This window comes from Pseudomonas soli, from assembly GCF_900110655.1.
Lineage (GTDB): Bacteria > Pseudomonadota > Gammaproteobacteria > Pseudomonadales > Pseudomonadaceae > Aquipseudomonas > Aquipseudomonas soli.
On record NZ_FOEQ01000001.1, the window covers coordinates 448,229 to 471,610 of the forward strand.

The 23,382-nt window shown below is 64.6% G+C and carries 22 protein-coding genes; 6 read left to right on the top strand and 16 right to left on the bottom strand.

Annotated elements, in window-relative coordinates:
- Positions 1–236 precede the first annotated feature (236 nt).
- On the top strand, positions 237–1,850 hold the full coding sequence (gene nadB / locus BMY03_RS02100) for an L-aspartate oxidase (RefSeq protein WP_094010129.1): 1,614 nt from the start codon (positions 237–239) through the stop codon (positions 1,848–1,850).
- Positions 1,851–1,939: 89 nt separating this feature from the next.
- Here the strand turns inward: nadB and BMY03_RS02105 are convergent, their stop codons facing one another.
- The gene (locus BMY03_RS02105) at positions 1,940–2,902 is read right to left on the bottom strand and encodes an NAD(P)H-quinone oxidoreductase (RefSeq protein ID WP_094010130.1); all 963 of its coding nucleotides are present in this window, start codon (positions 2,900–2,902) and stop codon (positions 1,940–1,942) included.
- 144 nt (positions 2,903–3,046) lie between these two features.
- Here BMY03_RS02105 and BMY03_RS02110 point away from each other — a divergent pair, with 144 nt between their 5' ends.
- Together BMY03_RS02110 and BMY03_RS02115 are read left to right on the top strand one after the other, a co-directional pair.
- Positions 3,047–5,128 (top strand): carboxy terminal-processing peptidase, encoded by a 2,082-nt coding sequence (locus BMY03_RS02110; RefSeq protein ID WP_031314804.1) that lies wholly within the window; start codon positions 3,047–3,049, stop codon positions 5,126–5,128.
- A gap of 108 nt (positions 5,129–5,236) precedes the next feature.
- Positions 5,237–6,994, top strand: coding sequence for a bifunctional diguanylate cyclase/phosphodiesterase (locus BMY03_RS02115; protein WP_094010131.1), 1,758 nt, complete (start codon positions 5,237–5,239; stop codon positions 6,992–6,994).
- Positions 6,995–7,049: 55 nt separating this feature from the next.
- On the opposite strand, the gene BMY03_RS02120 is transcribed toward BMY03_RS02115, so the two are convergent.
- The 12 genes from BMY03_RS02120 to BMY03_RS02175 form a co-directional block, all read right to left on the bottom strand.
- Positions 7,050–7,418 (bottom strand): hypothetical protein, encoded by a 369-nt coding sequence (locus BMY03_RS02120; protein WP_023629774.1) that lies wholly within the window; start codon positions 7,416–7,418, stop codon positions 7,050–7,052.
- On the bottom strand, positions 7,415–7,759 hold the full coding sequence (locus BMY03_RS02125) for a helix-turn-helix domain-containing protein (RefSeq protein ID WP_038705561.1): 345 nt from the start codon (positions 7,757–7,759) through the stop codon (positions 7,415–7,417). The genes BMY03_RS02120 and BMY03_RS02125 overlap by 4 nt, the downstream gene beginning before the upstream one ends.
- A gap of 90 nt (positions 7,760–7,849) precedes the next feature.
- Positions 7,850–8,290, bottom strand: coding sequence for a YkvA family protein (locus BMY03_RS02130; protein WP_094010132.1), 441 nt, complete (start codon positions 8,288–8,290; stop codon positions 7,850–7,852).
- Positions 8,291–8,571: 281 nt separating this feature from the next.
- Positions 8,572–9,294, bottom strand: coding sequence for a BamJ family beta-barrel-assembly machinery protein (gene bamJ, locus BMY03_RS02135; protein WP_038705560.1), 723 nt, complete (start codon positions 9,292–9,294; stop codon positions 8,572–8,574).
- 284 nt (positions 9,295–9,578) lie between these two features.
- Positions 9,579–10,583 (bottom strand): response regulator, encoded by a 1,005-nt coding sequence (locus tag BMY03_RS02140; RefSeq protein ID WP_038705559.1) that lies wholly within the window; start codon positions 10,581–10,583, stop codon positions 9,579–9,581.
- 51 nt (positions 10,584–10,634) lie between these two features.
- Entirely contained in the window at positions 10,635–11,648 is a 1,014-nt protein-coding gene (gene cheB / locus BMY03_RS02145; RefSeq protein WP_038705558.1) for a chemotaxis response regulator protein-glutamate methylesterase, read from the bottom strand.
- Positions 11,645–13,945 (bottom strand): hybrid sensor histidine kinase/response regulator, encoded by a 2,301-nt coding sequence (locus BMY03_RS02150; RefSeq protein WP_094010133.1) that lies wholly within the window; start codon positions 13,943–13,945, stop codon positions 11,645–11,647. Before BMY03_RS02150 ends, cheB begins: the two co-directional genes overlap by 4 nt.
- Positions 13,942–14,607: a chemotaxis protein CheW gene (locus tag BMY03_RS02155; RefSeq protein WP_038705556.1), complete on the bottom strand. Its 666-nt coding sequence runs from the start codon at positions 14,605–14,607 to the stop codon at positions 13,942–13,944. Before BMY03_RS02155 ends, BMY03_RS02150 begins: the two co-directional genes overlap by 4 nt.
- Positions 14,604–15,851 (bottom strand): CheR family methyltransferase, encoded by a 1,248-nt coding sequence (locus tag BMY03_RS02160; protein WP_094010134.1) that lies wholly within the window; start codon positions 15,849–15,851, stop codon positions 14,604–14,606. The genes BMY03_RS02155 and BMY03_RS02160 overlap by 4 nt, the downstream gene beginning before the upstream one ends.
- Positions 15,848–16,369 carry a chemotaxis protein CheW gene (locus BMY03_RS02165; RefSeq protein ID WP_094010135.1) on the bottom strand — a complete coding sequence of 174 codons (522 nt, stop codon included), beginning with the start codon at positions 16,367–16,369 and terminating at the stop codon, positions 15,848–15,850. The genes BMY03_RS02160 and BMY03_RS02165 overlap by 4 nt, the downstream gene beginning before the upstream one ends.
- Before the next feature lie 5 nt (positions 16,370–16,374).
- Positions 16,375–17,997, bottom strand: coding sequence for a methyl-accepting chemotaxis protein (locus BMY03_RS02170; RefSeq protein ID WP_038705554.1), 1,623 nt, complete (start codon positions 17,995–17,997; stop codon positions 16,375–16,377).
- Between the two features lie 128 nt (positions 17,998–18,125).
- Entirely contained in the window at positions 18,126–18,809 is a 684-nt protein-coding gene (locus tag BMY03_RS02175; protein WP_094010136.1) for a tellurite resistance TerB family protein, read from the bottom strand.
- Positions 18,810–18,992: 183 nt separating this feature from the next.
- Here BMY03_RS02175 and BMY03_RS02180 point away from each other — a divergent pair, with 183 nt between their 5' ends.
- The 3 genes from BMY03_RS02180 (at position 18,993) to BMY03_RS02190 (ending at position 21,135) form a co-directional block, all read left to right on the top strand.
- Positions 18,993–20,417: a gamma-aminobutyraldehyde dehydrogenase gene (locus BMY03_RS02180; RefSeq protein ID WP_038705552.1), complete on the top strand. Its 1,425-nt coding sequence runs from the start codon at positions 18,993–18,995 to the stop codon at positions 20,415–20,417.
- A gap of 137 nt (positions 20,418–20,554) precedes the next feature.
- Positions 20,555–20,806, top strand: coding sequence for a type II toxin-antitoxin system HicA family toxin (locus tag BMY03_RS02185; protein WP_094010357.1), 252 nt, complete (start codon positions 20,555–20,557; stop codon positions 20,804–20,806).
- Positions 20,803–21,135 (top strand): type II toxin-antitoxin system HicB family antitoxin, encoded by a 333-nt coding sequence (locus tag BMY03_RS02190; protein WP_023631076.1) that lies wholly within the window; start codon positions 20,803–20,805, stop codon positions 21,133–21,135. Before BMY03_RS02185 ends, BMY03_RS02190 begins: the two co-directional genes overlap by 4 nt.
- 1 nt (position 21,136) lies before the next feature.
- Here BMY03_RS02190 and BMY03_RS02195 read toward each other — a convergent pair whose 3' ends face one another.
- The 3 genes from BMY03_RS02195 to BMY03_RS02205 form a co-directional block, all read right to left on the bottom strand.
- Positions 21,137–22,243: an NADH:flavin oxidoreductase/NADH oxidase gene (locus tag BMY03_RS02195; RefSeq protein ID WP_094010137.1), complete on the bottom strand. Its 1,107-nt coding sequence runs from the start codon at positions 22,241–22,243 to the stop codon at positions 21,137–21,139.
- A 79-nt stretch (positions 22,244–22,322) separates the two neighbouring features.
- Entirely contained in the window at positions 22,323–23,135 is an 813-nt protein-coding gene (gene map / locus BMY03_RS02200) for a type I methionyl aminopeptidase (RefSeq protein WP_094010138.1), read from the bottom strand.
- Positions 23,132–23,335, bottom strand: a complete 204-nt coding sequence (locus BMY03_RS02205) for a ParD-like family protein (RefSeq protein WP_023632596.1) — start codon at positions 23,333–23,335, stop codon at positions 23,132–23,134. The genes map and BMY03_RS02205 overlap by 4 nt, the downstream gene beginning before the upstream one ends.
- Between the last annotated feature and the right edge of the window lie 47 nt (positions 23,336–23,382).

Here is a 23,382-nt window from a genome sequence, read left to right on the forward strand (position 1 = left end):
AGGACTGGTGCCTTGCGTCGCCGCGGCAATCTTTGGCGTAAGGGCAGCCTGTATAGGATTTCCAGGCATATCGGAAAGTTCCCAGAAAGATCGCCACTCACCCGCAAGTGCCATTGGAAATCAGGCGCCCGGGACTGCTATAAAGGCAACCCGATCCGGTTTCACGATAGTTTCACATTGCCATCGGCGCCCGACTATTGTGCCGTGCCCCCCCCAAAGATTACTAGTGTCCCGACATGAGCCAACAATTCCAACATGATGTCCTGGTGATCGGTAGCGGTGCCGCCGGTCTCAGCCTGGCACTGAACCTTCCCGGCCACCTGCGCATCGCCGTGCTGAGCAAGGGCGACCTGGCCAACGGTTCGACCTTCTGGGCCCAAGGCGGCGTCGCCGCAGTGCTCGATGACACCGATACCGTACAGTCGCATGTCGAGGATACCCTCAATGCCGGAGGTGGCTTGTGTCATGAGGATGCAGTGCGTTTCACCGTCGAGCACAGCCGCGAAGCCATCCAGTGGCTGATCGAGCAGGGTGTGCCGTTCACCCGTGACGAACACTACAGCGTCGACGACGGCGGTTTCGAGTTCCACCTGACCCGCGAGGGCGGCCACAGCCACCGGCGCATCATCCATGCCGCCGACGCCACCGGCGCCGCGATCTTCACTACCTTGCTGGAGCAGGCGCGCAAGCGGCCGAACATCCAGTTGCTGGAACAGCGCGTGGCCGTCGACCTGATCACCGAGCGGCGCCTGGGCCTGGATGGAGATCGCTGCCTTGGCGCCTACGTCCTGGACCGTAACACCGGCGAGGTGGACACCTTCGGCGCCCGTTTCACCGTGCTGGCCACCGGCGGCGCGGCCAAGGTGTACCTCTATACCAGCAATCCCGACGGTGCTTGCGGCGACGGCATCGCCATGGCCTGGCGCGCCGGCTGCCGGGTGGCAAATCTTGAGTTCAACCAATTCCACCCGACCTGCCTGTACCATCCGCAGGCCAAGAGTTTCCTGATCACCGAGGCCCTGCGCGGCGAGGGTGCGCTGCTGCGCCTGCCCAACGGCGAGCGCTTCATGCCGCGCTTCGACCCACGTGAAGAGCTGGCGCCACGGGATATCGTTGCCCGCGCCATCGACCACGAGATGAAGCGCCTGGGGGTGGACTGCGTCTACCTGGACATCAGCCACAAGCCGGCCGACTTCATCAAGAATCACTTCCCGACAGTCTACGAACGCTGCCTGGCGTTCGGTATCGACATCACCCGTCAGGCTATCCCGGTGGTACCGGCAGCCCATTACACCTGTGGTGGGGTAATGATCGACGAGCATGGCCACAGCGACGTGCCCGGCCTGTACGCCATCGGCGAAACAAGCTTCACCGGCCTGCATGGCGCCAACCGCATGGCCAGCAACTCGCTGCTTGAATGCTTCGTCTACGGTCGCGCTGCCGCCGCCGACATCGAGGCGCGCCTGGACCAGGTCGCCATGCCCCGTGCCCTGCCCTGCTGGGATGCCAGCCAGGTCACCGATTCGGACGAGGACGTGATCATCGCGCACAACTGGGACGAACTGCGGCGTTTCATGTGGGACTATGTCGGCATCGTGCGCACCAGCAAACGCCTGCAACGGGCCGAGCACCGGGTGCGCATGTTGCTGGACGAAATCGACGAGTTCTACAGCAACTACAAGGTCAGCCGTGACCTGATCGAGCTGCGCAACCTGGCGCAGGTGGCCGAGTTGATGATCCGCTCGGCCATGCAACGCAAGGAAAGCCGGGGCCTGCATTACACCTTGGATTATCCGGGGATGCTACCGGAGGCCAAGGACACGATCCTGGTACCAGCGAACCACGAGTAAGACCTGGACCGGCATGGGACCGGGCTAGCCGCGAAGAGAACAGCCTCTGTATCGACCTCGCGGCGCCGGCCCGCTCCCACGAACCGCCATCAAGCCAATGCTGGATCGATCACCAGCACCAGCTTCCCGGAAACCTGGTTGCTTGCCAGCTCCGCATACGCAGCTTCGGCAAATTCACCCGGATAGGTGTCGACCAGCTGTGGCGACAGTCGCCCCTCGCTGAACAACGGCCACACCTGCTGGCGCAATTCGCGCAACAATTCGGCCTTGAACCCGTCATCACGGTTGCGCAGCGTGGACCCGGTGATTTCCAGGCGCTTGCCCAACACCAGCGCCAAATCCAGCTCGACCTTGCGCCCGCCCATCAGGCCAATGATCACCCAACGCCCGTCTAGGGCCAGCAGTTGAAGGTTGAGCGACGCATAGCTGGCACCCACCGGGTCCAGAATCACATCGAATGGACCGAGCTGCTTCAGGTCGTCGAGGTTGCCATTACGCACCACGCCAACCGCAGCCCCCAGCGACTCACAGTAGGCCAGGCGCTCCGGCGAGCCGACGCTGACCCACACCGGGCTGCCGAATGCCTTGCACAGCTGGATGGCCGCAGAGCCCACGCCACTGGCGCCGGCATGCACCAGTACCTTCTCGCCAGCCTTCAATGCCCCCAGCTGGAAGATGTTCAGCCAGGCCGTGGCATACACCTCTGGAATCGCAGCGGCCTCGTGCAGGCTCAACCCTTCGGGCACCGGCAGCACATGACGGGCGTCGACCACCACCTCCTCGGCCATGCCGCCGCCGGCGAGCAATGCACAGACCCGATCGCCCACGCGCCAATCGGCACCGGCTCCAACTTCCTCGACCACGCCGGCGCATTCCAGGCCCAGGTAAAGGCTCGCACCGGGCGGTGGCGGATACAGCCCTGCGCGCTGCAGCAGGTCGGCGCGGTTCAGGCCCGCGGCGGCCACACGGATACGTACCTGCCCGGCATCGCATGCCGGGCGCTCGGCCTCGACCCACGCCACATGTCCGTCAACGCCTTGCAATGCCTTCACAGTGCCTCCATAGTTGAATCATATGACCGAGCCTGGGCACGCCAAGTCCCAGGCTTTTTGCAGTATGCGTCCGGCTCCGATGGAACCGGCGAACGGATAAGACGGCCTACTATGCGTGATCAATTGCCTCCACGTCGAATCAGCATGAAGCATTTCCTCCCCAGCACCGCCCTCGCCCTCATGATCGGCCTGGGCAGCCTCACGCTCGGTGGCAATGCGGCCGCCGCCAACAAGTGGGACAGCCTGCAGCCAGACCGCGACGAAGTAGTCGCCAGCCTCAACATCGTCGAGCTGCTCAAGCGCCACCACTACAGCAAGCCGCCGCTGGACGACGCCCGTTCGGTCATCATCTATGACAGCTACATCAAGCTGCTCGACCCTTCGCGCAGCTACTTCACTGCCGCCGACATCGCCGAATTCGACAAATGGAAGACCCAGTTCGACGACTTCCTGAAAAGCGGCAACCTCGAGCCGGGCTTCACCATCTACAAGCGCTACCTTGACCGCGTGAAATCGCGCCTGGACTTCGCCCTGGCGGAGCTGGCCAAGGGTGCCGACAAGATCGACTTCACGGTGAAGGAAGACCTGCTGGTCGACCGCAAGGATGCCCCGTGGATGAAGAACCAGGCCGAGCTCGACGACCTGTGGCGCAAGCGCGTCAAGGACGAAGTGCTGCGCCAGAAGATCGCCGGCAAGGATCCCAAGCAGATCCAGGAAACCCTGACCAAGCGCTACAAGAACCAGCTGGCGCGCCTGGACCAGACCCGCGCGGAAGACATCTTCCAGGCCTATATCAACACCTTCGCCCAGTCCTACGACCCGCACACCAACTACCTGTCGCCGGACAACGCCGAGAACTTCGACATCAACATGAGCCTGTCGCTCGAAGGCATCGGCGCGGTGCTGCAGAGCGACAACGACCAGGTCAAGATCGTACGCCTGGTGCCGGCCGGCCCTGCCGCCAAGACCAAGCAGGTGGCGCCGGCCGACAAGATCATCGGCGTCGCCCAGGGCAACAAGGAAATGGTCGACGTGGTCGGCTGGCGTCTTGACGAAGTGGTCAAGCTGATCCGCGGCCCGAAAGGCTCGGTGGTGCGCCTGGAGGTCATCCCGGCCAGCAACGCGCCGAACGACCAGACCAGCAAGATCGTCTCGATCACCCGCGAAGCGGTCAAGCTCGAGGAGCAGGCGGCGAAGAAGTCGGTGCTCAAGCTCAAGCAGGATGGCCGCGACTACAAGCTCGGCATCATCGAGATCCCGGCCTTCTATCTGGACTTCAAGGCCTACCGCGCTGGTGATCCGGATTACAAGAGCACCACCCGCGACGTGAAGAAGCTGCTCACCGAGCTGCAGAAAGAGAAAGTCGACGGCGTGGTCATCGACCTGCGCAACAACGGTGGCGGCTCGCTGCAGGAAGCCACCGAGCTGACCAGCCTGTTCATCGAGAAGGGCCCGACCGTGCTGGTGCGCAACAGCGACGGGCGCGTCGACGTGCTCGAAGACGAGAACCCCGGCGCCTTCTACAAAGGCCCGCTGGCACTGCTGGTCAACCGCCTGTCGGCGTCCGCCTCGGAAATTTTCGCCGGGGCCATGCAGGACTACCACCGTGCGCTGATCATTGGTGGCCAGACCTTCGGCAAAGGCACCGTGCAAACCATCCAGCCGCTCAACCATGGCGAACTCAAGCTGACGCTGGCCAAGTTCTACCGGGTTTCCGGGCAGAGCACCCAGCACCAGGGCGTGCTGCCGGACATCGCCTACCCGTCGATCATCGACACCAAGGAGATCGGCGAAAGCGCGCTGCCTGAAGCCATGCCGTGGGACACCATCCGTCCAGTGGTCAAGCCTGCCTCCGATCCGTTCAAACCGTTCCTGACGCAGCTCAAGGCGCAGCATGAGGCGCGCAGCGACAAGGATGCCGAGTTCGTCTATATCCGCGACCGCCTGGCACTGACCCAGAAGCTGATGAACGAGAAGACCGTCAGCCTCAACGAGCAGCAACGTCGCGCTCGCCACGACGAGATCGAAGCCAAACAGCTGGCGCTTGAGAACATCCGACGCAAGGCCAAGGGCGAAGAGCCGCTCAAGGAACTGAAAAAAGAGGACGAGGACGCCCTGCCCGCCGAGCCGGACGACACCAAGCCCGAGGACGATGCCTACCTGTCCGAGACCGGTCGCATCCTGCTCGACTACCTGAGCCTCAGCACCTCGGTGGCCAAGCACTGAAATGATGGCAAAATAATGTGAGCTGTCATCAAACAGTCACCGGACTGTCGTGAAATAGAAGGGCCGAACGTGCAAGCGTCCGGCCCTTTTCAATTCAGGAAGCAGTCCATGACCGTCACCGAACAGCTCAGCGCATTGAGTGCCATCCTGGCTCAACGCAGCATCCACTGTCTGTTCCAACCCATCGTCTGCCTTTCCGAACGGCGCATCCTCGGCTATGAGGCCCTGAGTCGCGGCCCCTCCAACAGCCCCTTGCACTCGCCCCTGAACCTGTTCGCCATCGCCCGCCAGGCCGGTCGCCTGGGTGAACTGGAGGTGCTGTGCCGGGAAACCGCCTGCCGACGCTTCAGCGAGCTGAACCTTGGGGGCCAGCTGTTTCTCAACGTCTCGCCCGAATCCCTGGTGGAACCCAATTACCCTTCCGGGCGCACTCTGCAGATGCTCGAACAGGTCGGCCTGTCCCCCAGCCGGGTGGTCATCGAACTGACCGAGCAGACCCCCACCGAAGACTTCCAACTGCTGTACAACGCCCTGCACCACTACCGCGACATGGGTTTTTCCATCGCTCTGGATGACCTGGGTGCCGGGTACTCCAGCCTGCGGCTGTGGTCGGAATTGCGCCCGGATTATGTAAAGATCGACCGACATTTCATCGACAGCATCCACCAGGACCCACTCAAGCGTGAGTTCGTCGGTTCGATCCTGCAGATCGCCCGTGCTTCCCGTGCCCAGGTGATCGCGGAAGGTATCGAGTTGGCCGAGGAACTGGCGATACTGGGCGACATGGGGGTGGATCTGGTCCAGGGCTACCTGCTGGGGCGCCCCCAGGAGTTTCCCCCAGGTGACAGCATCGGCCCGTTGCCCCCGGCGATGGATACGAACGTGGCACTGGACGAAGACAGCAGCGATCTCAGCGCGCTACTCATCCTGCAACCCTCGGTCACGCGCGATACCACCATTCAGCACGTGCTCGAGGCGTTCCACCGCCAGGCCAACCTCAATTCGCTCGCGGTGCTGGACGAGCGTGGCAAACCCTGTGGCATCGTCCACCGCTATTCACTAGCCGAGGCCCTGCTAAAGCCCTTCGGCACCGACCTTTTCGCCCGCAAACCAATCAGCCGATTGATGAGCCAGGATTTTCTCGCCGTCGAGCGCAGCCAGTCGCTGCAGCAAGTCAGCCGGCTGCTTACCAGCCGCGCCCGCCAGCGCATCGAGGAAGATTTCATCATCACCCAGAGTGGGCGCTACGTGGGGCTGGGGCGAGTGATCGACGTACTCAAGCTGATCACCGAACAGAAGATCCAGCAGGCAAGGCACGCCAACCCACTCACTTTGCTGCCGGGCAACGTGCCGATCCAGCAGTGCCTGGCGCGCTTGCTGCTGCAACGGCGCGAGGCCGCCGTATGCTACGTGGACATCGACAACTTCAAACCCTTCAACGATATCTATGGCTATGCCCGTGGCGACGAAGTGCTGTTGTGCCTGGCACAGTGCCTGAGCGACTGCGTCGATCCAAGCAGGGATTTCGTCGGCCATATCGGTGGGGATGATTTCATGCTGGTATTGGGATCGGCAGACTGGCGAGCTCGTATTGAACTGCTGGTAGAGGCCTTCGTTCGGGACTGTCGACGCTTCTATCGTGGTGAACACCTGGAAGCCGGATGCTTCGTCGCTCACAACAGGCAAGGTCAACATGAAACGTTCGAGTTGCTGTCCTTGTCGATCGGGGTGGTTTGGCTCGAACCGGGAAGCTGCGCAGGGATGGATGCCGGCCAGCTGGCCGAGCTTGCCTCACAAGCGAAAAGAAAGGCCAAGGAAATCGGTGGCGCGAGCCTGAGCCTGATCGATACGACAGTACTGGAGTAACCCCCTGGCAGGCTCCGGCAACCGCTACCACGTCAGGTAGCTCCCTCCTCCGGTTTCAAGCCTCTTCTGGATAGCGGTACTCGAACACCCGCACCACTTCCGAGGCATGCCAGGACGCAGCCTCCATGCCGTCCACCGGACCGGAAAACCGTCCCAGGCGCTCGACACACTCGAAAAACCCGGTGCGTGGCAGGCGGCTGGCGCCTTGGCTGATCACCAGCGAACTGCGCAGCGGCTGCTCGGCGCGGGCGTCGAGCACCGCCAGGTACTCAAGGGCCGCGGTCAAGGTCTGCATGGCGGGGCTGGGCAATTGCAAACGCTCGAGCAGTGCCCGGTAGGTCAGCAGATGGCGTTGCCGGCGGGCCAGGTCGAGCTCGCTCAGCAGGCCCTGCCATTGCTGACGGCTGATCCTGACCTGGCTCATGACGGCTCGCTCCAGCCGGCCACGCCCAGGTGCCACGCCAGGCTGCGCAGAATGGCCGCGTCGGGGCGGCGCTCGCCAGACTCGATCATGGCCAGGTATGCCGGGCTGATGCCGACACTGCGTGCCAGCTGCTCCGGCGCCAGCCCCTTGGCCTGACGCAAGGACGCCAGCTCATCCAGTGAGGACAGGCTGGCGCTTGGTTGAGTGCTGGCAACATTGCTGTCGGTGACGGGTGCGCTGGCCGGTGCCTGGCCTGCGGCCGCGAGCAACGCCTGATACTGCTCCCAGGGAACCACTGCGTACTCGGGCTGACCGTCCCGGCTGATGACCTGAATACCCATACAACCCCCTTGACGTTGGATTACGGCATGTAATCCGTAGGCATAACCCTTATGCCAATTATATTACCAACCTCGGGGGTCTGTGCGGAATCAGCTGCCAGGCCTTTCCAGGCGCAGTGCTTCAGCGGTATCCGGCAGCCGTTCGACCACGCGCAGCCGCTCCGGCGCCTGGCTGTCGCGCCAGTCCTTGAAGCGGCCCAGCTCATCAGCCACGGTCTTGAGCACCCAGCCCAGCACGGCGATGTCATCGAGTAGGCCGACACCCAGCAGCCAGTCGGGGATGGCATCCAGTGGGCTGACGAAGTAGAGCAGCCCGGCGACGATGGTCACCAGTGCCTTGGGGCTGACAGCGCGGTACTCGCCACGCCACCAGGCCAGGCAAAGCGCCTGCATCAGGCGCAGGTCCTCGCGCAGCTGGCCCAGCTTCGGCCCTTTGCGGGCCACTGCGAACAGCAATGCCGGCAGCCGGCCACGGCTGAGCAAGCGTTCGGCAAGGGGCAGGAAGCGGGCGAAATTCCAGGGTGCGCTCATGGGGCCTCCAGGGGAGCCAGAGGTTATCCACATTTATTGTGGATAACCTTGTGAACAGGGCGGCATTGACGCCGCGTGGTGCCCACCGGGCAAGGGCCGGGTACGAATCGGGCGTTTTTTACACAACCGTTTCAACCGCGCAAACGTTTTGCGACAAAGGCACCTGTATTCAGGCCGGGCACTGCTTGCGACAGTGAATGACGCCAACGGTTCGCGTCAAGCACTGCTGAAAACGACGACGCCCCGTCGAAACGGGGCGTCTTCATGCAACACGACGGCTATTACTTGGCCGGTGCTTCGCCAGCCTTGGCCGGGTCTTTGATGGCCAGCAGTTCCAGGTCGAACACCAGGACCGAGTTGGCCGGAATCAGCGGGCTCGGGCTCTGGGCGCCGTAGGCCAGTTCAGCCGGGATGTACAGCTTGTACTTCTCGCCGACATGCATCAGTTGCAGGCCTTCGACCCAACCCGGGATCACGCCGCTGACCGGCAGGTCGATCGGGCTGCCGCGCTCGACGGAGCTGTCGAATACCTTGCCGTCGGTCAGCTTGCCCTCGTAGTGGACAGTGACGACGTCGGTCGGCTTGGGTTGCGGGCCATCGGCCTTTTTCACCACTTCATACTGCAGGCCCGAGGCGGTGGTGATCACGCCAGGTTTCTTGCCGTTTTCCTCAAGGAATTTCTTGCCGGCGGCGGCTGCTTCCTCGCTGGCCTTGGTCAGGCGTTCTTCGGCGCGCTTCTGCAAGGCGGTGAAGGCTTCGACCAGCTCTTCGTCCTTGATGCGCTGTTCCTTCTTGCCAACAGCGTCCTCGATGCCTTGGGCGACGGCTTTCGAGTCGAGGTCGTCCATGCCTTCCTGGGCCAGGCTCTTGCCCATGTTCAGGCCGATACCGTAGGAGGCCTTCTGTGCTGGGGTCTTCAGCTCGACGCTGCTGGTCTGGGCGTCGCAACCGGCGAGGACCAGGCCTACCAGGGCAACCGCGGCCGCCAAACGATGCTGTTTCATGTAATTTCCTTGTTCATGCGCCATGAGGGCAATCAGGGTAAAGCCGCGAGCTTAGCAGGCGGCCGCGACCAATGGCTACCGGGATAAGAGCTGCTTTGGGAGCGGAAGTTCCTGGGTGAAAGGTTGTTCATGGTCGCACAGGCAGCCTTTGGCCAGTATTCACGCTGTTTCATGAGTCGTAGCACGCTTTTGCAGGTGAGGCTCCAGTCTTGCAATTGCTGTCGCGGCCTCTCGCCGGCAAGCCGGCTCCCACAGAAAACACCGTTGCCCTTTCAGCAACTGACTCAGGCGATCCCGACCTGATTGCGCCCACTGTTCTTGGCCTGGTACAGCCCCTTGTCCGCCGCCGAGATCAGCTGTCGGCAATGGCTGCCGACACTCGGGGTCAGGGTCGCCAGGCCGATGCTCACGGTCAGGTGCGACGCCGCCTCGGGCACGGTATGGGCGATCTTCAGGCCCATGATGGTCTGGCGCAGTTTTTCGGCCACCAGGCGCGCGCCGCCGGGCGAAGTGTTGGGCAGCACCAGGGCGAACTCCTCACCGCCATAACGCGCCGGCAGGTCGGTGGGACGCGAGCAGCAGCCACGGATGGCCTCGGCCACCTGGCGCAGGGCCTCGTCGCCGGCCAGGTGGCCGAAACTGTCGTTGAACGCCTTGAAATAGTCGACATCGATCATCAACAGCGACAACTGCTGCTGCTCGCGAATCGCCCGGCGCCATTCCAGCTCCAGGTATTCGTCGAAGTGACGACGGTTGGATAACCCGGTCAGGCCGTCCGAGTTCATCAGCCGCTGCAGCATCAGGTTGGTGTCGAGCAACTGCTGCTGGCTTACGCGCAGCGCGCGGTAGGCCTCGTCGCGCTGCAACAGGGTGAGGTAGGAGCGCGAGTGGTAGCGGATACGCGCCACCAGCTCGATGGTATCCGGCAACTTGACCAGGTAGTCGTTGGCCCCGGCGGCGAAGGCCGCGCTCTTGACCAGCGGATCCTCCTTGGTCGACAGGACGATGATCGGAATGTCCTGGGTGGCCGGGTTGTTGCGGTATTCGCGCACCAGGGTCAGGCCATCAAGGCCCGGCATGATCAGGTCCTGGAGGATTACCGTGGGCTTGATGCGCATGGCCTGGGCCACCGCCTGGTGCGGGTCGGCGCAGAAGTGGAAGTCGATGTTCTCTTCGTGGGCGAGGCCACGGCGCACCGCTTCGCCGATCATGGCCTGATCATCGACCAGCAGGACCATCGCCGCACTTTCGTTGATGGTCGTGAAACCTTCGATCGGTAGATCATTCATGCGTAATCACCCATCCACTGCCGGCCACGCGGCGCGACTCAATACATATCGTCATTTCGGAAAGATTTCCATCAGTCGTCCGGCGATTCGCTCCAGCGGACGTATTTCCACCGCAGCGTCGATCGCCGCAGCGGCCTTGGGCATGCCGTACACCGCGCTGCTCTGCTGGTCCTGGGCGATGGTCAGGAAGCCCTGCTGGCGCATCAGTTTCAGGCCCTGGGCGCCGTCGCGCCCCATGCCGGTGAGCAGCACGCCCACCGCATCGCCGGACCAGCAGCGCGCCACGCTCTCGAAGAACACATCGATCGAGGGGCGGTAGATTTCGTTGACGGGCTCGGCAGTGTAGGCCAGCTCGCCATTCTTAAGGAGGCGGATATGGTGGTTGGTGCCGGCCAGCAGCACCTGCCCCGGCTGTGGCGGCTCACCCTCGCGGGCCAGGCGCACCGGCAGGCCGGAGGCGCTGCTGAGCCACTCGGCCATGCCGGCGGCGAAAACCTGGTCGACATGCTGGACCAGCACGATGGCCGCCGGAAAACTGCGCGGCAGCCCCTTGAGCAGTACTTCCAAAGCGGCAGGCCCACCCGCGGACGAGCCGATGGCGACCAGTGCGCGGCGCTGCGAGGCCTCGCGCAGCGGCACGCTAACCGCCCGAGGCGCGCTGGGCCGCTGCTGGCCGATCAGCCAGCCGATGTTGAGGATCTTGCGCAACAGTGGCGCGGCCGCCTCGCGTGCATCACCCGCGCCCAATGCCGGGGTGTCGACCACATCCAGGGCGCCATGGCCCATGGCCTCGAAGACCCGGTGCACATTCTGCTTGCGGTCCACGGTGACGATGACGATGGCGCACGGGGTTTCGGCCATGATGCGCCGGGTCGCCTCCACGCCGTCCATGACCGGCATGATCAGGTCCATGAGGATCAGATCCGGCGTCTGCTCGGCGCACAGGCGCACCGCCTCGGCGCCGTTGCCGGCGACCCAGATCACCTGGTGCGCGGGCTCGAATGCCAACGCCCGGCGCAGGGCCTCGACGGCCATGGGCATGTCGTTGACAATGGCGATTCTCATCCCTGGGCACCTCCGATCAGCTCCTCGACCGCATCCAGCAACGCATCGTCGTGGAAGCTGGCCTTGGCCAAATAATAGTCGGCACCGGCATCCAGTCCACGACGCCGGTCTTCTTCGCGATCCTTATAGGACACCACCATCACCGGCAACGATTGCAGGCGGTTGTCGCGCCGCACCAGGGTGACCAGCTCGATCCCGTCCATGCGCGGCATGTCGATGTCAGTGATCAACAGGTCGAAATCATCGCTGCGCAGCGCGTTCCAGCCGTCCATGCCATCCACGGCCACCGCCACTTCGTAGCCGCGGTGACCCAGCAGCTTGCGTTGCAGTTCGCGCACGGTGAGCGAGTCGTCGACCACCAGGATGCGCTTGCGCACCGCACCCTTGACGCCCCGCCCACCGCGCTCGATACGCTCCAGGCGGCCGGTGCTGAGCAGCTTGTCCACCGAGCGCAGCAAGTCCTCGACATCGACGATCAGCACCACCGAACCGTCGTCGAGCAAGGCGCCAGCGGAGATGTCCTGGACTTTGCCCAGGCGCGGGTCCAGCGGCATCACCACCAGCACCCGCTCGCCGATCAGCCGCTCGACGGCCACCCCATAGAGCTGCTCGCGCTCGCGGATCACCACCACCCGCAGGCTCTGTTCGTCGCCCTGGGCCGCCGGCCGGTTGAGCAGCTGGCTGGCGGCCACCAAGCCGATGTGTCGCCCTTCGTGCCAGAAGTGCTGCCGCCCTTCAATCTGCACGATGGCCTCGGCCGCCACGTCGACGGTGCGCTCGATATGCGCCAGCGGGAAGGCGTAGGCCTCGCCGCCCACCTCGACGACCAGGCTGCGAACCACCGACAAGGTCAACGGTACTTCCACATGGAAGCAACATCCCTGGCCGGCCACCTGGGTCAACTCGATGGAGCCGCGCAGCTCACGGACCATGTGCTGCACCGCATCCAGGCCGACACCGCGCCCGGACACTTCGGTGACCGTGTCGCGCAGGCTGAACCCCGGCAGGAACAGGAAGGTCAGCAGCTCGGCCTCGCTCATCTGCGCCACCGTCTCGGCCGGCGACAATGCGCGCTCGACGATACTCTCGCGCAAGCGCTGCAGATCGATACCGGCACCGTCGTCGGACAGTTCCAGAATCAGCAGCCCGGCCTGGTGCGAGGCGCGCAGGCGCACGGTGCCCTCGCTCGGTTTACCGGCCAGCAGGCGCTGCTCGGGCAGTTCGATGCCATGATCGACCGCGTTGCGCAGCAGGTGCGTCAGCGGCGCCTCGAGCTTTTCCAGCACGTCACGGTCGACCTGGGTCTTCTCGCCCTCGATTAACAGGCGCACCGGCTTGCCCAGCGAGCGCCCGAGGTCGCGGACCATCCGGCTCTGGCCGGTGAGCACATCGGCGAACGGACGCATGCGACAGGCCAGCGCCGTGTCGTACAGCAGTTGCGCGCGCTGGCTGGCCTGCCAACCGAACTCGTCGAGATCGGCCGCCTGCTGCAAGAGGATCTGCTGGGTTTCAGCCAGCAACTGCTGGGTCTGGGCCAGCGCTTCCAGCACCTCCGGCCCCTGCCCGCTCTCTTCCAGCTGGGCCTTCAGGCCATCGAGGCCGCGCATGCCCTGGCCATGCATGCGCTTCAGGCGCTGCAGGGTGGCCAGGTAGGGTTTCAGCCGCTGGGTCTCGACCAGCGACTTGCTCGACAGATCCAGCAGGCTGTTAAGACGGTCGGCGGTCACCCGCAAGACCCGCTCGCCCCCCTCACCACCGCGCTTGCCGGCCTTGCGGGCTGGCACGGGTTCAGCTTCGGGTTCAAGCTCCGGCGGGGCCTGGAGCGTTGGCTCGGGTTCCGGCCGCGCCGCCAAGGCAGCGGGCGGCGCGCCTGGAACGCCAGCCTGCGCGATCACCGGCACGGGCGCAGAAGGCTCGAGCAGTGCTGTCATCTGTGCCAAGAACACCGCCACGGCGGCGTCGCCACCCTGATCTCCAGGGGTCGCGATGCGCATCAACAGGTCAGTGCCCTGCAACAAGGCGTCGATATGCTCCGGACGCAGCAGCAGGCGACCTTCCTGGGCGGCCACCAGGCAGTCTTCCATGACGTGGGCGACGCTGACCCCGGCATCGATACCGACAATCCGCGCAGCACCCTTGAGCGAGTGCGCCGCACGCATGCAGGCCTCGAGCTGGTCGGGTTGCGCAGGGTTGCGCTCCAGCGCCATCAAGCCGGCGCTGAGCACCTGGGTCTGGGCCTCGGCCTCCAGGCTGAACAGCTCGAGCAGCGACGCATCGCGCATTTGCTCCGGGGTCATGACAGGCTCCGCTTCACGGCTGACATCAGGTGTTGTTCATCCAGCACTCGCACACTGCGCCCTCGCCACTGCAACACGGCGGCGGTGAAATGCGCAGCATCGCGGCCGTGGTCCTGGCCCGCAAGGTCAAGACGATGGATGCCGTCGATCTCGTCCACCGGCACCACCACCGGCCCACCCTCGGCCGCCAGGATCAGCATGCGCGGCATGCTCCGCCCGGTGCGCTCCGCGCCCGACTGCGTCGGCACGCCCAGCAGGTCGGCGAGCGACAGGCAAGGCACCAGCGCACCGCGCACATTGGCGACCCCCTGCAGCACCCGCGAGCGCTGGTGCGGCAACGAGTGCACCGGCTGCGCCGGGGCGATCTCGGCAAGGCAGGCGGTGGCCAGGGCCAGCCACTCCTCGCCGAGGCGGAACAGCAGCATCGAGCGGCCGACCGCGCATTCCCCCACGATGGCCGTTTCGACCTGTTCGTCCTGGACCAGCGCATAGCGATCCAGCAAGCGCGTGGCCGCGTCGGCATACACCTCGCAATTGCGGCAGTGCACATGCCGCTCCAGCAACGGGCACTGTTTGTCGCCATGCACGCCGATGCGGTTCCAGCAATCGTCGATGGGCTGGTCGTCATTGGCGATCAGTTGCATATGGTATCCGCCGCTCATCGTTCAGACTCCCTGCCGGCCCGGGCGGCACGCTCCTGCAGGCGCCGGGCACCGGCCTCGTCCCCCTGCGCAGCCAGCAGCATGGCCAGGTGCATCAGTGCCTCAGGGTGCTGCGGCTCGAGGTAGAGCGCCTTGCGATAATGGGTGATGGCCTGCGCGGCATCGCCTTCGGTGTCACTGAGCAACCCCAGCCAGTAATAGACCTGCGCCTTGGGGGCGAACTGGCGCAGATAGCGCTCGCAGTCCGCCCTGGCCTGCCGGTTTTCACCGGCATTGGCCTGCCGGGCAATGAGGGCCAGCAACTGCGCTTCGTCTTGCGCCGGTACCGGCGTCGCTGGCACCGCGCTCGACCTGGCGACGCGGGGCGGCAGTGCCACGACACGTGGCGGCAGCGGCGCAGCGACCGGCTGGCGCGCAACCGGCAACGGCTTGGCAACAGGCCGTGGGGCATCATCCTGGCGCACGTAGGCGAATGACTGGGCAATCCCCAGCGGGCGCATGCCCAGGCGCGCCAGCAGGCTGCCCTCGGCGGGGCCGATGAACAGCACGCCCTGGGCGTGGATCAGGCGCTTGAGTACCTCGAACACCCGCTGCTGGGTCGGAACATCGAAGTAGATCAGCAAGTTGCGACAGAACACGAAATCGTATAGCCCTTCACGCGCTTTGAGCGCCGGGTCGAGCACGTTGCCCGCCTGCAGGCTGACTTGCTGGCGCACCCGCTCATCCAGGCGATGGGTATCGCCGCTTGGGCTGAAGTGCCGCTCGCGAAAGGCCAGCTCGCTGCCGCGAAAGGAGTTGCGCCCGTACAGCGCCTGCTCGCCCTTGGCCACCGAACTGGGGCTGATATCAATGCCATCGACGCGGAAAGCGCCCGGGCTCAGGCCAGCGTCGAGCAAGGCCATGGCGATCGAGTAGGGTTCCTCGCCCGTCGAGCACGGCAGGCTGAGGATGCGCAGGGGCCGTGCGCCGGCAAGTTCTGCCGCACGCTTGTGCGCCAGCCCCGCCAGCGCGGTGAAGGATTCTGGGTAGCGGAAAAACCAGGTCTCCGGAACGATGACCGCCTCGATCAGGGCCTGCTGCTCATCGCCGGACTGCTGCAAACGCAGCCAGTAGTCATCGAGATCCGCAGCCTGCACGAGCGTGCAGCGCTGGCGCAGGGCGCGCTCGACCATCGCTGCGCCGACCGACTCCACATCCAGCCCGATACGTTCCTGCAGGAAACGGAAGAAACGTTGCTCGCTCATGCTGGCTCCTGCCCGGGCCCGCCGGGGTACAGCAGCTCACGCACCGCGTCCGACAACAGGTCGTTCACCTGGATGCGCTGCAACAAACCGCGGGCGTCCTGGCGGACCGGCCCGAGGTAGCGCGCGTCGGCATTGTCCAGGCCGTATGGCTGGAATTCCTCGGGGGCACAGCGCAGCGTATCGGTAGCCTGCTCCAGGACAAGCCCCAGCTGCAGGTCAGGGCGGCGCGAGTCAGCGCGGTAGTGCACCAGTACCATCCGCGTACTGCTGCGCGACTGTGCCGGCACACCGAAGCTCAGCGCCGACAGGTCGATCACCGGCACCAGCACACCACGGTGGGCGAGCACGCCGGCCACCCAGCCCGGCGACTGGGCAATGGGCTTGAGGGTACGGCACGGCAGCACTTCGATCACTTCGCGCACGTCCAGGGCGAAGCGCTGGTCGGCGATGCGAAATTGCAGGTACAGCACGCCCTTGCCGGCTGATTCGCGATCCTCGCGAGGGGACGGTTCGTTCATCGTCGTCAGACTTTGAACCGCGAAACACCGCCACGCAGCCCGGCGGCTACCTGGCTCAGTTCGTCGATGGCGAAACTGGCCTGGCGCAGCGATTCCACGGTCTGGGTACTGGCATCGCTGAGCTGGGCCAGTGCCTGGTTGATCTGCTCGGCGCCGGTGGCCTGGGCCTGCATGCCCTCGTTGACCATCAGCACCCGCGGCGCCAGCGCCTGCACCTGATGGATTATCTGACTGAGCTGCTCGCCCACCTGCTGCACCTCGAACATGCCGCGGCGCACCTCCTCGGAGAACTTGTCCATGCCCATCACCCCGGCCGACACTGCGGACTGGATCTCGCGCACCATCTGTTCGATGTCGTAGGTGGCCACGGCGGTCTGGTCGGCAAGGCGGCGTACTTCGGTGGCGACCACGGCGAAACCGCGACCGTACTCACCGGCTTTTTCCGCCTCGATGGCGGCGTTGAGCGACAGCAGGTTGGTCTGGTCGGCGACCTTGACGATGGTCACCACCATCTGCGTGATGTTGCTGGCCTTCTCGTTGAGGATCGCCAGCTTGGCGTTGACCAGGTCGGCGGCGCCCATCACCTGGTGCATGGTCTCCTCCATGCGCGCCAGGCCCTGCTGGCCGGCACCGGCAAGGCTCGAGGCCTGGTCGGCCGACGAGGTGACTTCGGTCATGGTGCGCACCAGGTCCCGCGAGGTCGCGGCGATTTCCCGCGAGGTGGCGCCGATCTCGGTGGTGGTGGCGGCCGTCTCGGTGGCGGTGGCCTGTTGCTGCTTGGAGGTGGCGGCGATCTCGGTGACCGAGGTGGTCACCTGCACCGACGAACGCTGGGCCTGCGACACCAGATTGGCCAGGGATTCGGCCATTTCGTTGAAGCCGCCCTCGATCGCGCCGAACTCATCCTTGCGGTCCAGGCTCAGGCGCATGCTCAGGTCGCCCGAACGCAGGCCGTCGAGGGCGTGCACGATGCGCTGCATGGGGGCGGTGATCGCGCGCATCAGCAGCAGGCCGCAAACGCCGGCGGCGACGATTGCCAGCAGCAGCGAGACGATCATGCTGCCTTTGGCGGTGGCCACGGCGCTGACGATTTCATTGGTGGCGTTGTCGGCCGACTCCCGGTTGCGCTCGATCACTTCGTTCAGGTGCAGGCGCCCTTCTCTCCAGGCGGGCGTCAGCACCTCGGCGATCAACCGCTGGGCTTCGGCGTAGTTCTTCTGGCGATAGGTTTCCAGGACCTGGTCGACAATCTTGACGTAAGCCTCTTCCTGGCGCGTGAAATCGTCGAACGCGGCCTGGTCGGCCGGGTCGCGGATAGTGCCCTGGTAGCTGGCCATATGCTGCTTCAAACGGTCGTCGAAACTCTTGAACAACTCGGCATCGGTGGTGGTGAACTCGCGGTGGTTCGACAAGCCGACCAGTTGCTGGCTGGTGACATAGCTGTCGACCCAGGCGCTGCGGATCATCGAGCTGTAGTAGAGCCCGGGAATGCTGTCGGACCCTACCGCCTCCTCGCTGGACTCGATCGCCACCAGCCGCGAGTAGGCGGCCACGATCATCAGCAGCATGATGGCGATGATCACGGCGAAACTTGCCAGGATCCGTTGGCGCAAGGTCCAGTTCTTCACATTCAGCCCTCAGGAATTCGATACGAGCGGGAAAAATCGCCGAAGTATAGCCCAGGCGTCCTACGTATTTGCGGCTGAATGCTGCTGTACTCAGGCCTCCGTGCCCATTGATATGGCCAATTGCAGGCTCATTGACCCGCGGCAAGCCTGACCTGGTTCTCCAACTCCAGGCGCAAGGCAGGGTCCAGGCGCAGCTGGCGCGCCAGTTCGTCGAGGTAGGCGCGCTCCATGAAGTTCTCCTGGTCGACCATCATCACGCTGGCCAGGTACATCTCGGCAGCCATTTCCGGGGTCTGCGCGGCGCGGGCCACTTCGGCCGGATCCAGCGGCTTGTTCAGTTCAGCGTGCAGCCATTGCTGCAACTCGCGGTCGCTGTCCAGGCGAGTGAACTCGCCTTCAATCAGAGCCCGCTCACGGTCATCGATATGGCCGTCGGACTTGGCTGCCGCCACCAGCGCGCGCAACACGGCCTGGCTGTGCTGCTCGACCTGGGCCGGGGGCAGGCGATCCAGCGTCTGCGGCTGCTGATCGCCGGCGCCCTGGCGGACCTGCCAGTTGCCATAGGCCTTGTAGGCCAGCACCCCGAGCGCGGCCAGGCCGCCGTAGGTCAGTGCCTTGCCGCCATACCTGCGGGCCTTCTTGTTGCCCAGCAGCAAGCCCATGGCGCCCGCTGCCAATGCGCCACCGCCGGCACCAGACAACAGGCTGCCAATGTTCCCCGAACCTTTGTCGCTGAGGCTCTTGCCCTGCTGGTTCTGCAGCAGAGATTGACCGGTTTTCAAGAGCTGATCGAGCAGACCACGCGTGTTCATCTGACACACCTCGCAAACATTCGACGTTGAGAAGGCCCCAGAGTAGGCCGGCAAGCTGAAGCCTCGCTTAACGCATTTGCATCCAGATGTTGCCCACTCTCGTTTGTCGGTACGGCCAGTCGCTTCTAGTCTGTAGCGTCATTGCGGCGCAGTGCGCTCGAGGCCCATAAGGAGAACCGCTCCATGCAAACCCGAATGCTGATCAACGGTCACCTGGTGAACGGCGAAGGCCCGGCCTGGACCGTGCTCGACCCGGCCAAGGGCAGCGCCCTGGCGCAGATCAACGAAGCCACCGAAGCCCAGGTAGACACCGCCGTGCGCGCCGCCGACCAAGCCTTCCAGCACTGGTCGCAGACCACCCCGAAGGAACGCGCCAGCGCTTTGCTGGCGATTGCCGAGGTCATCGAACGACACGCCGAGGAACTGGCCCGGCTGGAGTCGGACAACTGCGGCAAGCCCTATGCCGCGGCGCTCGGCGACGAGATCCCGGCCATTGCCGACGTGTTCCGCTACTTCGCCGGCGCGGCACGCTGCCTGGGTGGCCTGGCGGCGGGCGAGTACCTGCCCGGGCACACCTCGATGATCCGCCGCGACCCGCTGGGCGTGGTCGCCTCCATCGCGCCGTGGAATTACCCGCTGATGATGCTGGCCTGGAAGATCGCCCCCGCGTTGGCTGCCGGCAACACCGTGGTCATCAAGCCATCGGAGTTGACCCCGCTGACGGCCCTGCGCCTTGGCGAGCTGGTCCGTGAGCTGCTGCCGGCCGGCGTGCTCAATATCCTTTTCGGCCGTGGCCAGACCGTCGGCACCCCACTGGTCACCCATGCCAAGGTGCGCATGGTGTCGCTGACCGGCTCCATCCCCACCGGCGCGCACATCATTGGCGCCACCGCCGACAGCGTGAAGCGCATGCACATGGAACTGGGCGGCAAGGCGCCGGTGCTGGTATTCGACGATGCCGACCTCGACGCGGCCATCGACGGCATCCGCACCTTCGGCTTCTACAACGCAGGGCAGGACTGCACCGCCGCCTGCCGGCTGTACGTGCAGGACGGCATCTACGAACGCTTCGTCGAACGCCTGGGCGCGGCGGTTGCGAGCATCAAGCCAGGCCCGCAGCAGGCGGCCGACACCGAACTCGGCCCGTTGATCAGCGCCCAGCATCGCGACAAGGTCGCCGGCCTGGTGAACCGTGCCATCGCCCAGCCGCACATTCGCCTGGTCACCGGTGGCAAGGCACTGCCCGGTGATGGCTTCTTCTTCGCACCGACCGTGCTGGCCGATGCGCTGCAGGACGACGAAATCGTCCGCCACGAGGTATTCGGCCCGGTGGTGTCGGTCACCCGCTTCAGCGACGAAGCCCAGGCGCTGGAATGGGCCAACGACTCGGAGTACGGCCTGGCCTCGTCGGTGTGGACCCGTGACAGCGGACGCGCCCACCGCCTCGCCGCACGGCTGCAATATGGCTGCACCTGGGTCAACACGCATTTCATGCTGGTCAGCGAGATGCCGCACGGCGGGCAGAAGCATTCCGGCTATGGCAAGGACATGTCGATGTACGGGTTGGAGGACTACACCTGTGTGCGCCATGTGATGTTCAAGCACTGATGCACGACTAGCCGGTGGGGGAAACACTCACCGGCTTTTTTCCTGCAAAGCAACGCGATTTTTCCTACCTATTGCCTGAACTACACCCTACCGCCGATCTATTGAGTTAAATGGCGCTGGTATCACAGACTGATACCATGAATAGTCAACGTGCGTTACTCGAACTTGTCTTCAACAAGCTCGTTCCCCGAACGCTGGACTGGTCGCGCCTGGAATCCCTGCTGGTCTCGCTCGGTGCCCGGGTTGTCGAGGGTAGAGGCTCGCGTGTGCGCTTCGAACTCAACGGTGAGGTTGCGACCTTTCATCGCCCTCACCCCGATCGGCACGCCAAACCCTATCAGGTGCGCGATGCCCGCCAGTTCCTGGAGCAGGCAGGAGTTACACCATGAATGTGATGAATTACCGCGGCTACTCGGCGCGCATTGAATACAGTGACGAAGACCAGTTGCTGATCGGCCATGTCGCCGGGATCCGCGACGTGATCGGCTTCCATGGCGAGTCGATCAGTGAATTGCGCCAGGCGTTCGAGGAAGCTGTCGACGACTACCTCGAAACCTGTCGGCGCCTGGGGCGTGAACCGCAGAAAACCTACTCCGGCAAACTCAGCCTGCGCCTGGAGCCTACTCTCCACGCCAGCGTGGCGGCCAAGGCCGAGCTGGCGCAGAAGAGCATCAACCAGTGGGTCAGCGACATCCTCAGCCAAGCCGCCTGCAGCTGAGTCAGTCGCGCAAGTCCGATTCGTGGATCGGGTTGGCCCGGCTTGTCGCGCGTTGGTATTGCGCCGGCCAGGTCGCCTTGTTGCCGCCCAGGTCGTCGTCGGCGTGCAATGGCCAGTAAGGGTCGCGCAACAGTTCGCGGGCAAGGAAGATCACATCGGCCTGGCCGGTACGCAGGATATGCTCGGCCTGGGCTGGCTCGGTGATCATGCCGACGGTGCCGGTGGCGATCTCCGACTCCTTGCGCACCCGCTCGGCGAAACGGGTCTGGTAGCCGGGGCCGGTGGGGATCTCTGCGTTGACCGAGGTCCCTCCCGACGACACGTCGATCAGATCGACACCCAGGGCGCGCAGCCGGCGGGCCAGCTCCACGGTCTCGTCCGGGTTCCAGCCATCCTCCACCCAGTCGGTGGCCGACACCCGCACCAACAGCGGCAGCTCCTGTGGCCAGGCCTGGCGCACCGCTTCGACAACCTGCAAGGTCAGGCGGATACGGTTTTCAAAGCAGCTGCCGTACTCGTCGCGGCGCTGGTTGCTCAGCGGCGAGAGGAACTGGTGCAGCAGGTAGCCGTGGGCGGCGTGGATCTCGACCACCTTGAAGCCGGCCTTCAAGGCCCGCTCGGTGGCGGCAACGAACGCGTCGACGACCTGCTGGATCTCGTCCTTGCTCAGTTCATGGGGGACGGTGTGCTCGGGGTCGAAGGCAATCCTGGAGGGCCCTACCGGCTGCCAGCCGCCGTCTTCGAGCTTGACGCTGCCGTGCTTGCCCAGCCACGGCCTGTGGGTGCTGGCCTTGCGTCCGGCGTGGGCCAGCTGGATGCCGGGAACAGCGCCCTGGGCGGTGATGAAGCGGGTGATGCGCTGCAACGCGGGGATCTGCTCGTCGCTCCACAGGCCGAGGTCTTCTGCTGTGATGCGTCCATCGGCGGTGACCGCGACCGCTTCACTGATCACCAGGCCGGCGCCACCGACAGCGCGGCTGCCCAGGTGAACCAGGTGCCAGTCATTGGCCAGGCCGTCGACGGCGGAGTACTGACACATGGGGGAAACGGCGATACGGTTGGGCAGGGTCAACTGACGCAGGGTGTAGGGTTCGAGCAGCAGGCTCATGGCGCACCTCCCAGGGACTCCAATGGTTGCCGGGCCGGCATTTGTAGTAGGGCGTGGGCCGGTACCGGTAGGTTTCAGCCTAGACCATGGCTCCGAGGGACGTTCGCCCATCGCCCTGCGCCACGCGTTCCTCCTCGCGCAAGGTCAGCACCTCGACGCCGCTCTGCGTCACCGCCACGGTGTGCTCCCATTGCGCCGACAGGCTCCGGTCACGGGTAATCACCGTCCAGCCATCGCGCAAACCGCGGGTCCCACGCCCTCCCTGGTTGATCATCGGCTCTATGGTGAACACCATTCCCGGTTGCAGCTTCATACCCGTGCCACGCTGGCCGTAGTGCAGCACCTCCGGCGCCTCGTGCATCTGCGTGCCGATGCCGTGCCCGCAATATTCGCGCACCACGCTGTAGCCGGCGGCCTCGGCGTGGGCCTGGATGGCGTGGCCGATGTCACCGAGGGTCGCGCCAGGGCGCACCTGCTCGATGCCTTTCCACAGCGCAGCATAGGTAGTGTCCACCAGCCGTCGGGCCTCTTCGCCGATCTGGCCGATGCTGTACATCTTCGACGAATCGGCGATATAGCCGCCCTGCTCCAGGGTGATGTCGACGTTGACGATCGAACCCTCCTTCAACACCTCATCGGCCTTGGGCATGCCATGGCAGACCACATGGTCCACCGATGTGTTCAGGGCAAAGGGAAAACCGTATTGGCCCTTGCTCGCCGGCCGCGCCTTGAGGGTCTGGACGATGAAGGCCTCGGCGCGGTCGTTGATCTGCATGGTGGTCACGCCGGGGCGGATGAAACCGTCGAGGTCGGCGAACACCCGGGCCAGCAACTGGCCGGCACGGCGCATCAATTCGAGCTGGGCGGGGTCCTTGAGGATGACCTTGCTCATTGCAGCAGCTCCTTGAGATTGGCCTGCTCCTGGCGCAGCAACTGGCGCAGCAGTTCCTGGTAGGTGGCCTGCGGGTGCAACTCGGCCAGCATGCCGATACGGATCCAGTGCTCGGCCTGGGCGTTGATCGAGCGCGACAGCGCGGCGCTGGCTACGCGCAGGTCTTCGTGGAGTTCGTCGGCGATCTTGACGATACCCATGTGCGGTTACCTATATATGAAACGTATGCGAATCATATAGCCATAGT